The sequence below is a fragment of the Alistipes sp. AF48-12 genome (assembly GCF_003477565.1).
Classification (GTDB): Bacteria; Bacteroidota; Bacteroidia; order Bacteroidales; family Rikenellaceae; genus Alistipes_A; species Alistipes_A hominis.
Window position 1 is genome coordinate 1 of record NZ_QUDJ01000032.1, and the last position, 15,522, is coordinate 15,522.

Below are 15,522 nucleotides of genomic sequence, written 5' to 3' on the forward strand. Positions count from 1 at the left end.
TTTGTCCCAAGAGCAATTGCTCGATTCTACCTAAGCGTTGCTCGATACTAATTTCGTTTTGCATGAAAAAGGTTTTAGGTTAAACATGATTAGCATCGGCAAATATATAATCGTTTAAAACTTTCTGTCCAAATATTCTCACTCATTATCACTCTTTTGAGCAATCTACAAGTAGCTGACGAAAGAAAACGGCTTTAAAAATTACTTGACATTTTTAAGAATCTGTATGTATGCCTGAATGATCGACCTGTTCTGCACAGTGTCGAATTTGACAGCGCAATACTTCGCACTTGAAAGAGTATTGCGTGTAATGGGATTCCCTTTTATCGAAACAAAACATTTATTCTGATCTGCAACGGTTTGCCAGATAGACGTAACTAATAATTGCTCGCTCAGTTCATTCATAATGAAACCTAACAGCCGGGCATTGCGCACGATTAATGGGGCTTTCAGTCTGCAGGAAAACAAATCAGCCATTGTTTTAGCCTCTACTTCCGGTTGGAACACCCGACTATTGTTAAACAACTCAGCAAGTGCTTGAAATTGTTTTAACGAAAAATGACTCTGAAAATTCATTTTTATCATTTGACTCAAAATTACATATCAAGACTATATAAAAATGTGTCGATAAACTGCCACTTACAATCGGAAAATCCGAACATACCGGGTCTGCCATTTTCCCCTTCGCAAATGAAACGTAGCGTTATATCTTTATTTTTTAATTCTGTTTCACACTCAAACTCTACATTAAGAGTTACTTCGGAAATGGCTGGGGCTTTGTCTTCAATCTTTTTCAAAGAATAATCATGCAATATTTTGTTACTTAAAATTTCGCGCATTCTTTTAGCTTCAGTAGGAATCTGTTCCTTATTCTTTGAGAATTGATGAATTTGTCGTGCAATATTTCCGTAATTCTTTTTTTGCCAATATATTGCAAATCTGATAGCTTCAATCTCGGGTGTAGAATCTTCATAATCAGATTCATTCCCTTTAAATGGAATATCTACCCCTATGACAATATTACGAGGTTTCCAAGCTTCAACTCTTCTAGAAATATCTTCATTTCGTTTATGGTTCTCTGATGCTTTAATTAAAGTTTCTCTAAAAGAGACCCTTTCTTTTGCTGACGGCGGCGCCTTTCTCTTTTCCTGTATTGCTTTTGCCCAATCATGAATAGCAATTAAGGTTGCCCAACATTTTGCCGTAACTTCTTTATTAGCATAGTTGATATCACGCCCATGCAAGATGCCGTTTCGGTAAGGTAAAGAAATAGGATCTGTATTCGTTTTGTTACGTTTCGCATTAAAAACATTTCGGATGACACTTAAACCGCTACTGTGTGCAGCGATGGAATCCCATGCTGTAAGATCTGTCGATGGAGTAAAGAATCCTTTGTTCTTATCAATATCATTGACTCCGCCATCAATAATCATTAACAAAAGGGGTACGGCTGAATAGTATCTCTCATTCAACGAATCTTTGTAGGCTAATAGAATAAGATCATATCGTTTTTCGAATGCAGGGATATGCTTTAACCATGTTATCGGCCATTTAATTTCTTCGGAACAATAATGATTAATCAATAAATTATTCCCTTCTTCGAACTTGTCTTTTTCAGCCAGTGTTACTGCTCGTTCCATCAATTCAGAATTCATCGATTCATGGGCAATCCAACCAAAGGCTGAAAATATTTTGTTAAATCTGTCTGGAGCCGAAGTAAGTTCTTCCCATTGTTTTTGCATGGCTGGAACTTGATCCAAGATTTTATTTAATTCTTTATTTTTAATCCCGGCAAAAGAAAGAACTTTTAATGCCTTTCTAAAGGCATTCGCTCCTTTCAGTTGCTCCCGGATTGCTGAATAGGAAGGATTATCTTTAATTTTGTCCATCATTTACACCAAATTTACTAAATTTCTAACTCCGGTAAAGCATTAACGGCCTTTTCTTTCAGGGCATCGACGGCGCGGGTATATTTTTCGGTGTGCTTGAGGCCGCTGTGACCCAACAAGGATGCGACGGTCTTGATATCCGTGTGACACTCGCCGAGCAAATTGACCGCAAAGCTGTGCCGGGCGCAATGCCAAGTGATATGCTTGTCGATCCCGGCACGGGCTACCCATATCCGCAAAGCCTTGAGGCATCCGGTATGGCTCGGTAGCGTAAAGATGGGAGCATTTTTGAGAGGCTTCTCGCCGATCAGTTTTAAAAGCGTATTGCTTAACGGAATAATAACGACAGACTGTTTTGAATGGCCCGTTGTTTTATTCTGATCGAAGCGGATGATCTTATTGGCATAGTCCACATTGCTGTATTTCAGATCGACCACATCACAATATCTCAAACCCGCGTAAAGGCTGAACAGGAACGCCCGGCGGACTTCGGTATTCTGATACGGGGTGTCTGCCAGCATTTTGATTTCATCGAGGCTTAAAACGTCTTTTTTCAATGAAGTATCATCGACAACACACCGAACACCCGTGCACGGATTCTTTAAAATAATATCTTGATCGACGGCATATTTAACGACCTTCTTAAAACGTTGAAAATAGCCTAATGCCCCTTCTCCTTTAGAATGTACCTGAAGATACTCGACGAATTTTGTCATCATCTCTTTGGTAATTTGTTCAGGCTTTAGGTTCGTTTGCATATTCGGGTAGGATTCGGCAAGAAAACTCCGGAAACGTCCCAGTGCACCCTCGATCATTCGTATATCTTTTTTCGTATAGGCTTTGATATACGCTTCGTAAAAATTCAAAAAGTTGATTTTTTGTTTGACCGGGGCGGCCTTGTCGTATTTACGGGCGATCAATATTTTCTCTTTGTCCATGCGGATTTCGGCGGCAAGGGCCAATGTTTCTTTGTTCTGTTGCCGTTCTTCGGGTGTCCGGGGATTCGGCAACAAGTACAGGCCCAGAAACTCTTTCGACCGGATATGCTTGATATGTTCCCGGCCTGTATTTTCGTCGAATACTTTGTTGTAGCCCATGTAGTATTCCAGATACAAACTTTGCCGACCGTCGGCCAGCGTTTTTTGCATCAATTTTGGATTTTCTTTGGTTTTTGTTTGCAATTTTGCCATAACAACCGATTTTACTACATTTGTATAGTCCTGATTATATGGCGTAAAGATATAAAATAATTTCCGATTTCAGGGTGTAAAAAAGGTGTAAAAAATAACGGAAAATGCGTAAAATAAGAGAAAACAACCAATGCACTAAAACACTTAAATAGCTAATAATTAACAGTATATATTCTTTTAACTGGATGATATTAGACAGGTTTTGTATCGGCTCCGGGTACTTTTAAGGCTTCGAATAATTGATATTCAATTATTCGAAGCCTTAATTTCATCTTACACATTCGCAACTTCGCCCGTTTTTTTGTAAAGTTGATAATTGTTCCGGCAATTATGCGCTGTTCCTTCCGTTTATACCTATGTTACGAGTCCTTTTCTCTGCAGATAAAGAAAACGCGGAACCGGAACAGATGCAGAATACCACATTGCGAAAAATAAAAGCCATGAAATCACATTCGATTCATGGCTTTTATATTGAAACAGCGGCAAAAATAAGGATTTTTCGCTCTTTCAGATTCCGTTCATGTTATTTCCGCCGGATCATCGTCACCCGCGAAATACTCTCGTCGCAACCGGACACGGAAACGTTCGTCGTAATTTTCCCATCGTTGGCGGGAGTAATCCTGATGTCGATGCGACATCCGCTTTCGGCATGTTCGTTGCACAAAAAAACATTGCAGTTCGGAGCCCAAACGGCCGTCGTATCCGGCCTGCGACATCTGATTCCCAGCTGGTTTCCTCCTTCGTGAGGACAACCCGGAATAATACATTTTTCCATAATATATTCTATTTTGGTTAGTGTGAATTAAATTGCACCGATTCTTCCGGCCGACCCGTCTCCTACCGGAGTCCGGTTATAAACTTTTTGTTACAAATTTATGAATTATATTGTTATTAGATTCTAAAAATATTCGTTTTTTCGACCGTTTCGACTCCGGTACAATATTCTCGTTGAAGGATATACGCACGGAATCGTCCCGCAATCCAACCGATACGGGATGATTCGATCTTTCAAATACGGATTCAGGATATTTCGGAACTTCTCATTCGTTTTCGAAGTCCGACTGTCCGCACTTTAATTCAGTGTATTCGTTCCGGATTCAATGCGCCGCGATTCACTCTTTAACCTCCACGTCCAACCGTTCGCTCACCATCTCGCAATATTCCGGAATAATTTCGATTCCGATCGCATTCCGGTTCATTCTTTTGGCAACAAGAAGCGTCGTACCGGAACCCATGAACGGATCCAGCACGCAATCGCCCTCCCGAGTAAACAGCTTAATGAACCACTCGGGCAGTTCTTCGGGAAAGGCCGCGCTGTGATTTTTGTTATTGCACTCGGTGGCCAGATGCAGCACGTTGGTCGGATAGGCTTTGTCCCGGTTGATCCAGTTGGATATGTTTTTACCGAAGCCGCTGCCCACTTTCGAATTATCCCTGCTTTTGTCGATTTCGGAAAGGTTCTTGAGCCTCGATTTCGCCCAATCGCCCATCGGCACCATCACCTCCTCCTGGTACATATTGAATTTTTTCTCCTTATTGAACTGAAGCAGCCGTTCCCACGAATCGCGGAACCGGTTCGGCCATTTGCCCGGATACGAATTCTTCTTATGCCAGATAAACTCTTCGGTCCAAATCCAGCCTTGCTGCCGCATCGCCAGGATCAGTTGCATGACATAGATACTGCGCTCGCCGTTCACAACTTTTTCTTTAATATTCAGGATAAAAGTCCCCGTAGGCTTCAGCACCCGCAGCAACTCTGCCGAGATCGGCAAAAACCACTCGACGTACCGGTCGGGATGGATCCCTCCGTAAGTTTTTTTCCGTTGATCCGCGTAAGGCGGGGATGTTACGATCAAATCGACCGAATTGTCCGGAATCTTTTTTAATCTTTCTGCGCTGTCGTCCCGGTATATATCAATTATAACACTCATAACGCTTAATTATGCGACAAAGTTACAAAATTTACACGAGTGTCCCAAAACGAATCATCTGATTTATACGCACTGATAATCAAACACTTTACCACCTCAAACAAGCAGTCCTTCCGTCTAAATTCACCATAAATCGGCCCGGAAGGCACAGCCGGCCGCCGGACGGCAAAAAATCGACCGCAGCGTGGTATGGATCAAAAGACGTCAACAAATATGGCAATACGCGAAAGCCGGAAAAGGGGAAAAATGTCAGTCGGTCTTTTCGAAATCCCGAGAAAGAGAAACAGTTCGTTGAAAACAGGGATCATCCCGATACCGACGGATTCGGTTCTCCGGATCGCACGATACCGAACCAGAACAGGCTGTCCCGGCACGGTATCGCCCGGATAGCAAAGCGAAGCCGTTTTCGAAGAACGCCTCTACCGGACGAAACGGCGTGTCGGGCGAAACCGGAACATGATCCAGACCAACGCGCAGCTTATCCCGAAGGCAAAAAGCGCGATGCAGAAAATACGTAGCAGCACAGGAAGCGCATCCAGCGTCCCCATCAGATCGTATCCCACCTGCACGAAAATAAAGTGACACAAGTAAATGCCGAACGTCAGCGAGGCGAGGCGCGACAGACAGACCGACGCGCGCACCTTCAGTTTGCGGATAACGACGAACACCGCGAAAGTCATCATAAAAACGTTGATCCCGGTGAAAAGCCACACGATCTCGAGGTAGGCGTAATCGCCCGGAAAATATTGCTGGGTCAGCACGTAACCGAACGAAGTGATCAAGTAGCCGCCCAGAAACATCGGAACGGTAACGGCCAGCGTACGCTTCCAGCTCCACTGCGGCGGGTACTTCGCCAGGTAATAGGCCAGGATCAGGTAACCGATGAACCCGGACACGTAATAGAAAGTTCCGTAACTGTTCCAGTCGCAAACACCGAGAATCCCCATATTGCCGTAATTGCCGGTATACCCCAGCGCCGGAGCGACCATTTTTATATAGGGCAGCAGCAGGGTAACGCCCCATACGTACAGAACGAGCCGGATATCCCTTCGGGAAGCCTGCTGCAGCCATGCGCCGATCACGGGCATGATCAGATAAAGGCCGACCAGCATGTAGAGATACCACAACGGGGTCGTATCGTAATTGAAATTAAAAATAAAGGTATAGATCCGGGTCAGAGTAGCTCCCAGGGTATGGTCGTCGGCGACGACCATCGGATTACCGGTCGAAACGACGTAATTCAGGTAAACGAAATACGACAGCGGCAACACGACCGACCAGAAAACCAACGGAACGACGATGCGTCCGATACGCTTCCGGTAAAAATCCCCGAGCTCCGCGCGTACGGGAAGCAACAGCACCCCCGTCATCATCACGAACAGCGGGACGCAGGCCCGGACGAAACTACCGGTGAATACCCCGGTCAAAAATGCTCCCCGGTCGGCATCGAACCGGGCGACGAACGGGTCGCAGCAGTGCGACAAAACCACCAGAAAACAGGCGACGACACGCAGCAGGTCGATCCAGCCGATATGTTCCCTCCCTTGCATTTCCATCAGCAAACGAATATTTGAGAATACGATTAAAAACCATGCAATCGCGCGGTCGGCGGTCTTTCGGTTCGACCCGCACGACCAAAAACATTACAAAATAAACAAAAGTTCCGATAACATCCGCCATCCGGCTCCATTTTCGCCGGTCTCACCGAAATACAGCGCTTCCCGTCCGAAACATTCCCGGCTCCGGCATCAAAATCGGAAGACGCGGTTCGCATGCGGACCATATCCGGATCGGACGCTATTTTACCGGACAAGGTTTTGCTTTTTACCTAACATTAGGTATCTTTGCGCCGAAGTTCGGCAATGGTATCTGCCTTGAACCGCCGCCTTTCCAGGCGAGCTGATGATACCTACGGGAATTCGAATCCACTTTGCAAATCAGCTATGACGGTAACAAACAAACACTTTTATCGTTCCATGTCAAAGAGCGAAGCCTTATGCTGAGGACGCTCCTTTTTATCGGCATGGGTAGTTTTATCGGAGGGATCGCCCGTTTTCTGCTCGCGCGCTGGGTGCAGGGGGGAACCGGGTCGTCGTTCCCGTTCGGGACACTGGCGGTCAACGTGCTGGGCTGCCTGGCGATCGGCCTGCTGTACGGAATTTTCGAGCGCGGCAACCTGATGAATCCCGACCTGCGCTTGTTCCTGACCGTAGGGCTGTGCGGCGGGTTCACGACGTTCTCCACGTTCGTTCACGAAAACTTTTCGCTTTTCCAGAACGGCAACCTCCTGCATTTTATCCTCTACACGACGCTGAGTTTCGGACTCGGACTCGCCGCCGCCTGCCTGGGGCATCTGATCGTCAAAATCTTTTGAACGAACGAGTCATGCGAAAAACGGAGAAATACACGGCAACAATACCCGCGCTGCGCAGCCGCCCGGCGCGGATCGGAATACATCCACAAAACGTTTAACACATAAATTTACCGTTATGATTTATTCACACGAAGTGCAGCACATGTGCTGCGTGAAAAAGGGAGCCAACCATCCCTCCGCCCCGATCCCCGAAGAGGGCAAATGGGTGCGCGCCAAAGAGATCAAGGATATTTCGGGACTGACGCACGGCGTGGGCTGGTGCGCGCCGCAGCAGGGCGCCTGCAAGTTGACGCTGAACATCAAAGACGGCATTATCCAGGAAGCGATGGTCGAAACCCTCGGCTGCTCGGGCATGACGCACTCGGCTGCAATGGCATCCGAGATCCTGCCGGGCAAAACGCTGCTCGAAGCGTTGAACACCGACCTCGTGTGCGACGCCATCAACACGGCGATGCGCGAACTGTTCCTGCAAATCGTCTACGGACGCAGCCAGTCGGCCTTTTCCGAAGGAGGACTCCCGATCGGAGCTTCGCTCGAAGACCTCGGCAAAGGATTGCGCAGCCAGGTGGGAACGATGTTCGGCACGGTGGCCAAAGGCACCCGTTACCTCGAAATGGCCGAAGGTTACTGCACCCGCATGGCGCTCGACGAAGACGACCAGGTGATCGGTTACGAATTTGTCCACCTCGGCAAATTTATGGACATGATCAAAAAGGGCGTCGACGCCAACGAAGCGCTGGCCAAGGCCAAAGGTTCGTACGGCCGTTTCGCCGAAGCGGTCAAATACATCGACCCGCGCCAGGAATAACCCGTTTTGTAAAAACCGTTAAAATTTAAAAACATGGCTTTATTTGAAGGATACGACCGCAGAATCGACCATATCAATGCGGTACTGAAAGAATACGGGATCAACGGCATCGAGGACGCCAAGGCGATCTGCGCCGCAAAGGGAATCGACCCCTATGCCACCTGCAAGGAGACGCAGCCGATCTGCTTCGAAAACGCGGCATGGGCTTACGTGGTAGGCGCGGCGATCGCCCTTAAAAAAGGTTGCAAAAACGCAGCCGAAGCAGCCGAAGCGATCGGAATCGGCTTGCAGGCTTTCTGCATCAAGGGCTCAGTAGCCGACGACCGCAAAGTGGGCATCGGACACGGCAACCTGGCCGCCCGCCTGCTGCGCGAAGAGACCCAGTGCTTCGCATTCCTGGCCGGGCACGAATCGTTCGCCGCCGCCGAAGGCGCGATCAAGATCGCCGAAATGGCCAACAAGGTGCGTAAAAATCCGCTGCGCGTGATCCTGAACGGCTTGGGCAAGGACGCCGCGCTGATCATCTCGCGCATCAACGGTTTCACCTACGTGCAGACCGAGTTCGACTATGCTTCGGGCGAACTGAAAATCGTCAAGGAAACCCCGTACTCGAAAGGGCTCCGCGCAAAAGTGCGCTGCTACGGCGTGGACGACGTGCGCGAAGGCGTGGCCGTAATGCACAAAGAGGGCGTCGACGTGTCGATCACCGGCAACTCGACCAACCCGACCCGCTTCCAGCACCCGGTAGCCGGCACTTATAAGAAAGAGTGCTACGAGCAAAACAAAAAATACTTCTCGGTCGCTTCGGGCGGCGGCACCGGACGCACGCTGCACCCGGACAACATGGCCGCAGGCCCCGCTTCGTACGGGATGACCGATACGATGGGCCGTATGCACTCCGACGCACAGTTCGCCGGATCGTCGTCGGTGCCCGCTCACGTGGAGATGATGGGCTTCCTCGGCATGGGCAACAACCCGATGGTCGGCGCTACGGTGGCGGTCGCCGTAGCCATCGAAGAGGCGATGAAGTAACGCCGCCGAAATTTTCAAAGAGGAAGGGCGAACCGATCACGGTTCGCCCTTCCTCTTTTTACCGACACCGACGCATCCGGCACGATCACTCGACAACGACGTCCCAGATGCCGGCGCTGCGTTCGAGTTCGACCAGCGCCGCCGCATGGTCGTACAACGTCTCGATATAGGCCGTCCGCAGGTCGTCGTAAGTCCGCTGCGCGTTCAACACCTCAAGCAACGGCGTTTCGCCCCGGTCGTAACTGTATATTTTACCGTCGATGACCGATTTGGCTTTCTCCAGCAACCCCGTTTCGTAACGTCTGACCTGTTCGGCCAGCGAAAGGTACTGCCGCAGGTTTTGCAACACTTCGGTCTGCACCTCCAATTCGGCCTGCCGGTAGCGGGCTTCGGCCTGTTGGATCCGGTACTTGGCCGCCTGCACGGTACCTTTGTTTAGGTTCGAAAATTTCAGCGGTACGGAAAGCCCCACCGTAACGCCGTTGAAACGCGGCGCCGGAGCGATTTCGTTACGCACTTCGGTATTATGGTTCACACCGAGCGATACGTCGAAATCCATATTCCGTTCGCGCCGGGCTACCGTCAGCGCACGCCGGGCAACCTCCGTGTCTTTCAGCGCGGCGGCCAGGTCGGCTCGGTTGTCCAGCGCGGACTGTACGAGCCGATCGGGATCGAACGTCCGTTCCGGCATGTGCAACGAGCCCGACGGCACGTAGAGCGTATCGCGGTCGAAGGTCGCCGTCTGCAAATTCAGCGCGAAAAAAGCGTTGTGCAGGTCGGTACGCGCCTGAAGCAGTTCGTTGTACATCATGCCGGCTTCGAGCCCGCTCTGGATATCGTCCACGCGGGTAATTTTGCCCAGCGTGTATTTGACGCTGTCCCCTTCGGCAAGTTTGCGGATGTTCTCGTAAGCGTCCTGCTTCACGCGGAACAACTCGGCCTGCTTGACCGCATCGAGATAGGCAAGCGTCGCTTCGGCCCGCAGGTTACGGAAATAGTCTTCCAGCAACGCCCCGCTCAATTCCTGTTCGCTGCGGGCCAGGTCGATCCGCGCGGCGCGCTTGCCGGGCGAGAAGGTCTTGCTCAGCTCGGCCGACACGCTCTGCCCCATCTGCATCCGCCGGTCGGCGTTGTTGCCGTACTCGACGCCGAACTGCGGATCGTTGAATACGCCCGCGGCTTTCACCTCGGCATCGGCGATGCGGACATTCAGCTTCTCGGCGGCATAGGAAAGATTTTCCCGCCAAACCCGACCGATGTACTGGTCGTACCCCAGCGGACATTCCGTCCGGTGGAGCGTCTGCGCCTGGGCCGCGACGCCCGGCAGCAATGCTATCCATAAAATGATTCTCTTTTTCATGCTTGATCCGGTTCCGGTCTTTTACGTTTGAGATGATAACTTTCGACCATGTAGTAGAGCGCCGGCAGAATGAACAGCGTCACGACGGTCGCGAACAACAGTCCGTAGACGATGACGGTGGCCAGCGGTCGCTGCACGTCAGAACCGATCCCGGTCGACAGCGACGCCGGCAGCAAGCCGAGCACCGCCACCGTCGCGGTCATCAGCACCGGACGGAAACGGTGACGCGCGCCGGAAACCACCGCATCGAACAGCTCCTTCCCCTGCTGCCTGCGCAGGTTGTTGATGTGCGAGATCATGATGACCCCGTTCTGGATCGCCACGCCGAACAGCGCGATGAATCCCACCGCCGACGAGACGTTCAGCGTCATACCGCGCACGTTCAGGGCCAACATGCCGCCGAACAGCGCCAATGGAACGACACTCATCAGTACGGCCGCCTGCCGGAATTTTCCGCAAACGACGATCAGCAGCAGCAACATGATGCACAGCGCCAGCGGAACGACAAAGGCCAGCCGCGCGTAAGCCCGGTGCTGATTTTCGAACTGTCCGGCCCATTTCAGGTGAAATTCTTCGCGATCGTAGTCCACGTTCCGGGCGATGGCCCGGTTCGCATCGCGCAGGAACGTGCTCAAATCCACGCCGCGCAGGTTCACGCGGACGGTCATGTGACGCCTGTTCATCTCCCGTGTGATCGTGCTGGCCCCGGTGGTCATCCTGACCTCGGCGACCTGCGAAAGCGGAATTTTCGTACCGCTGCCGTTGGTCAGCATCAGCGACCCGATCTTTTCGGGCGTGTTCCGGTACTCTTCGTTCAGCCGGCAGGTCACGTCGTACGACTTGCTGCCGACAAAAACCTGCGAGATGGCGCTTCCTCCGATCGCGAACTCGATCAGCTCGGTCACATCCGAAACGTTCAGCCCATACTGCGCGATCCGGTCGCGGTCGGCAATGATCTGCAACTGCGGCAGCGGCGGTTCCTGATCCACCGCCACGTCGACGGCGCCCGGCACCGTCCTGAGCGTTTGTTCGATCCGCTCGGCGATGCGGCGGGTTTCGTGCAGGTCTTCGCCGTAGATTTTTACGGCAAGGTCGCTGTGCGCTCCGGCCACCTGATCCATCACCATGTCGATGATCGGCTGCGAAAAGCCGACCGAATACCCCGGCATCTTTTGCAGCTCAACGGCCATCGCATCGATCAGTTCGCTCTTGCTGCGCCCGCTTTTCCAGGTATTATAGGGCTTCAGCCCGACGCCGCATTCGACGTGCGACAGCGAGAACGCCTCCGCCCCCTCGTCGTCGCGTCCTACCTGGGTCATCACGTACGAGACCTCGTCGAACCGTTTCAGCGTCCTGCGCAGTTCGGCTCCCATCTCTTTCGACTTTTCGATCGAAATGCCCGGCGGAAGCTGCACCTGTATCCAGATCGCCCCTTCGTCCATCGGCGGCAAGAAGTCCTTGCCGACCGTAACGGAAAGCACGACGGCCCCGGCCAGAATCGCAGCCAGCGGAGCGAAAATACGCTTCGGACGCTTCATAATGTTCCTTATCCGGCGGTCGTAAGCTTCGGTCAGCCTTTCGAGCCACCGGTTCCGGTAGGTTTTGCGCGGCATCCGGTAAGCGAGGAACGCCAAGCCGGGAGTCAACAACAACGCGACGGCCAACGCTCCCAGCAGCGCATATCCCACCGTATAGGCCATCGGGGTAAACATCTTCTGCTCGATATGTTCGAAAGCGAACAGGGGCAGGTAAGCCGTAATGATAATCAGCGTCGAGAATAGGATCGGACGCGCCACTTCGGTGGCACGCCGGACCACGCCGTCCTTGGAAAGCTCGACGTCGGGACGACTTTCACGTCCTTTGAGAATCGTCTCCATCATCACGATCGCCCCGTCGACCAGTATCCCGAAGTCGATCGCCCCGAGCGACAGCAGGTTGGCGGGAATATCCGTAATCTTCATCAGGATAAAAGCGATCAACAGCGACAACGGGATCGTCACGGCCACCAGCAGCGCGCCCCGCCAACTACCCAGGAACAGGATCAACACCAGCACGACCAGCAGCATTCCTTCGAACAGCGTATGCGACACGGTATGCAGCGTCGTATTGACCAGGTCGGTGCGGTCCATGAACGGATGGATCGAAACCCCTTCGGGCAATATATCGCCGTTCAGTTCGTCGACCGCTCCGTGCACTCCTTGCAGCACTTGCGAAGGAGTCTGTCCGCGCAACATCTGCACGATCCCTTCCACGCCGTCCTGATAGTCCCGCGTATCGTCCGTAAATCCCAGCACCCCCTTGCGCTCGAGGTTGCCGTATTTCAACCGGCCGATGTCGCTCAGGTAGACCGGGACGCCGTTCTCGGTCTTGACCACGATGTTCCCGAGGTCTTCGAGCCCTTTGACCAGTCCGATTCCACGGATCACATAGCTCAGATCGCCGTGCGAAATCATGCTGCCTCCCGCATTGACGTTGTTCTTTTCCACCTTTTCGACCACGTCGGCGAGCGAAATTCCGTACTGTTCGAGTTTGTGCGGGTCGATCTCGATCTGGTACTGCGTCGTGATCCCGCCGTAATTGCTGACGTCCGCCACGCCGGTCACCTGTTTCAGGCGCGGAATGATCACCCATTTATGCAGGTCGGTCAGCTCTCGCAGATCGTGCCGGTCGCTTTCGACCTCGTAACGGAATATCTCGCCGGTCGGCGAAGTCAGCGGATTCAGGCCCGGAACGGCATTGTAGGGAAGTTCCACGTCCACCAACCGCTCCTGCACGCGCTGCCGGGCCCAATAATCGTCCACCCCGTCCTGAAACACGAGGATCACGGTCGATAGGCCGAACGTATTTTTGCTCCGCATCACATGCAGGCCGGGCAGGCCGTTCATCGCCCGCTCGATCGGAATGCTAATCTGTTGCTCGATCTCTTCGGCCGCCAGTCCAGGAACCTGCGTAACGACCTGCACCGTTACGTCGGCGATATCCGGATAAGCGTCGATAGCCAGCCGAGTCCACGCGTAGTAGCCGATCACGGCCAACAGGCCGAACAGCACAAACATCAGCGCCCGCCGATGAATGGCCTCATAAATCAACTTTTTCATAAGCTACCGCGCGTCGATCAGGTAAAACGCCCCCTCGGTAACGACCTTGTCGCCATCGCCGAGTCCGGAAGACACGACCGTCTGCCGCTCGTCGGAAGACGATACGGAGATCCGGACTTTACGGTAACGATCCTCGGACTCGCGTACCAGCACGTAACAATCGTCCTCCCGCTGCAGGATGGCCGAGGTCGGAATCACCAGCGCGCGCGACGGCGTATCGGTCAGCTGTACGGTCCCGTACATGAACGGTTTCAGCCGCCGGTCACGATTATCGCACTCGATAATGACCTCCACCGAACGGGTTTCCTCGTCGAGCAATTCGCTGACATGATAAACGGTACCGCTGAAAACGGTATCCGGAACCGCCATCAGACGAATATCCGCCCGATTCAACCGACGGATCAGAGGGATATCTTTTTCTTTCACATGGGCTACCACCCAAACCTTGTTCAGATCCGCCACCAGAGCCAGCGGACCGGCGTCCTCTTTGATATATTGCCCGATAACGATATTGTTTTTCACGATTTCGCCGGCGATCGGCGAAGTAATGACCAACGGCTGTCCCAACGTCATCTTTTCAGGTTCGATCTGGAACACGCTCAATGCGGCGAGAGCGTTCTCGTAATCTTTCTTCCGGAGTTCGTAGTTTACCTCCGCCTCCTCGACCTCCTTGGCGACGCCGACATTGTTACGGAGCAGGTCTTTCTCTCGGTTCAGGCTTTTCAGGGCCAGCTCCATCTCCTGTTTGGCCTGGTAATAAGCCTTTCCTGTCTCGAAAAACGACGGAGAACTGATCGAAAAAACGGGACTTCCCGGCACAACCTGCTGGCCGAGACGGACGAACGACTTGACGATACGCCCGGCAAACGGCGAGGCGATCTCGGCATAACCGGTCGGAATAGCCTGCACGACCCCGGAGGTCGTAAACGCAGCCTGGTAATCGGAAAAATGAATCGATTGGGTTTTAATGCGCTCCCGGATCGGAGAATCCGCCGCCAGCACGACGCACTCTTCCTCCACCCGGACTCCCCGGTCGTCTGCATGCCGCTGCCCCTGCGACCTGTCCGCGCAGGCATACAGCAATACAAGACCAATGGAAAAAATAATTTTTTTCATTTGCTCGAATTATAAAAAACATACGCTTTTTCCTCTCCGGAACGAATTTCCGGAGAAACCGTGACTTACGAAAACCTGTCGGTAAATCACCCGCAAATGAAAACAGGAGGGGCCCTGAGCAAAATGCCAGGCAAACGAAGGTGCGAAACGTACCGCGAAAAGAAAACATAAATCGGCGTAACGATCGTCCTTGCGAAAAGAAGAGCCGGAGCGACAGCGATCCACAAAACGATTGCCGACAACAAACCGATCGTCGCGCACTGTTCGGCCGTATGGGAATGCGAAGGCATCCCGCCTTCGAACGGAATGTAAGGATGGGAGTGCGTAACGGTTCCCCACTGGAAATGATGGGTATGGTAAAAAAGCGTAGTACTGAAGTAGTAACTCATAAAGAGCACCACCATCAGCCATTTCGCTATTTTCACCAGTCCCTGCTTCATACGCTCGACGTCCGGTACAAAGATAATCGTTTATTTTATATATCACCGTTTCCGGCAAGAACTGTCGGCACAATCCCGCCGGATTCATTCCCGCGCCGGCCGTTCGGTCCGTCCGACGAAAGCCGGCAGGCTGCGGACGTCGCCTCCCCGACAATATAAAACTAAGGGGTTCGGCAAGGCGGACGACCTGCTGCGCGGGCCTTATACGCCGGCGGGCGAACCGCAGCCGGAAGGAAGGATACGGGGGATGATATTTACGGCTCCGGGAGGGACGGACGGGCCGT

13 protein-coding genes and 1 riboswitch are annotated in these 15,522 nt (G+C 52.1%); of the genes, 3 read left to right on the top strand and 10 right to left on the bottom strand.

The features are described from left to right. Positions 1-201: 201 nt before the first annotated feature. From DW082_RS13570 to DW082_RS13595, 6 genes are all read right to left on the bottom strand, one after another. Complete coding sequence (locus tag DW082_RS13570; RefSeq protein ID WP_118459074.1) at positions 202-585, bottom strand: hypothetical protein; 384 nt, start codon at positions 583-585, stop codon at positions 202-204. Between the two features lie 11 nt (positions 586-596). Beyond that, positions 597-1,892, bottom strand: coding sequence for a hypothetical protein (locus tag DW082_RS13575; RefSeq protein ID WP_118459062.1), 1,296 nt, complete (start codon positions 1,890-1,892; stop codon positions 597-599). 14 nt (positions 1,893-1,906) lie between these two features. Next, complete coding sequence (locus tag DW082_RS13580) at positions 1,907-3,079, bottom strand: site-specific integrase (protein WP_118459064.1); 1,173 nt, start codon at positions 3,077-3,079, stop codon at positions 1,907-1,909. Between the two features lie 523 nt (positions 3,080-3,602). Then, positions 3,603-3,854, bottom strand: a complete 252-nt coding sequence (locus tag DW082_RS13585) for a hypothetical protein (RefSeq protein ID WP_055201933.1) — start codon at positions 3,852-3,854, stop codon at positions 3,603-3,605. Between the two features lie 337 nt (positions 3,855-4,191). Continuing rightward, a complete protein-coding gene (locus tag DW082_RS13590) occupies positions 4,192-5,010 on the bottom strand; it encodes a site-specific DNA-methyltransferase (protein WP_101571253.1) in 819 nt (272 codons plus the stop codon). A gap of 419 nt (positions 5,011-5,429) precedes the next feature. Further along, positions 5,430-6,566 carry an acyltransferase gene (locus tag DW082_RS13595; RefSeq protein WP_118459066.1) on the bottom strand — a complete coding sequence of 379 codons (1,137 nt, stop codon included), beginning with the start codon at positions 6,564-6,566 and terminating at the stop codon, positions 5,430-5,432. Between the two features lie 293 nt (positions 6,567-6,859). Continuing rightward, a riboswitch (Fluoride riboswitch) is annotated at positions 6,860-6,929 on the top strand. Positions 6,930-7,006: 77 nt separating this feature from the next. Here DW082_RS13595 and crcB point away from each other — a divergent pair. The 3 genes from crcB (at position 7,007) to DW082_RS13610 (ending at position 9,224) form a co-directional block, all read left to right on the top strand. Then, positions 7,007-7,384, top strand: a complete 378-nt coding sequence (crcB, locus tag DW082_RS13600; protein WP_055201941.1) for a fluoride efflux transporter CrcB — start codon at positions 7,007-7,009, stop codon at positions 7,382-7,384. Positions 7,385-7,499: 115 nt separating this feature from the next. Further along, complete coding sequence (locus DW082_RS13605; RefSeq protein ID WP_055201943.1) at positions 7,500-8,192, top strand: iron-sulfur cluster assembly scaffold protein; 693 nt, start codon at positions 7,500-7,502, stop codon at positions 8,190-8,192. A 33-nt stretch (positions 8,193-8,225) separates the two neighbouring features. Beyond that, complete coding sequence (locus tag DW082_RS13610; RefSeq protein ID WP_101571256.1) at positions 8,226-9,224, top strand: GGGtGRT protein; 999 nt, start codon at positions 8,226-8,228, stop codon at positions 9,222-9,224. Between the two features lie 85 nt (positions 9,225-9,309). On the opposite strand, the gene DW082_RS13615 is transcribed toward DW082_RS13610, so the two are convergent. From DW082_RS13615 to DW082_RS13630, 4 genes are all read right to left on the bottom strand, one after another. Then, a complete protein-coding gene (locus tag DW082_RS13615) occupies positions 9,310-10,584 on the bottom strand; it encodes a TolC family protein (protein ID WP_101571259.1) in 1,275 nt (424 codons plus the stop codon). Next, positions 10,581-13,682: an efflux RND transporter permease subunit gene (locus tag DW082_RS13620; protein WP_118459068.1), complete on the bottom strand. Its 3,102-nt coding sequence runs from the start codon at positions 13,680-13,682 to the stop codon at positions 10,581-10,583. The genes DW082_RS13615 and DW082_RS13620 overlap by 4 nt, the downstream gene beginning before the upstream one ends. Before the next feature lie 3 nt (positions 13,683-13,685). Next, positions 13,686-14,798 (bottom strand): efflux RND transporter periplasmic adaptor subunit, encoded by a 1,113-nt coding sequence (locus DW082_RS13625; RefSeq protein ID WP_118459070.1) that lies wholly within the window; start codon positions 14,796-14,798, stop codon positions 13,686-13,688. 86 nt (positions 14,799-14,884) lie between these two features. Continuing rightward, positions 14,885-15,238 carry a hypothetical protein gene (locus DW082_RS13630; RefSeq protein ID WP_118459072.1) on the bottom strand — a complete coding sequence of 118 codons (354 nt, stop codon included), beginning with the start codon at positions 15,236-15,238 and terminating at the stop codon, positions 14,885-14,887. Positions 15,239-15,522 lie beyond the last annotated feature (284 nt).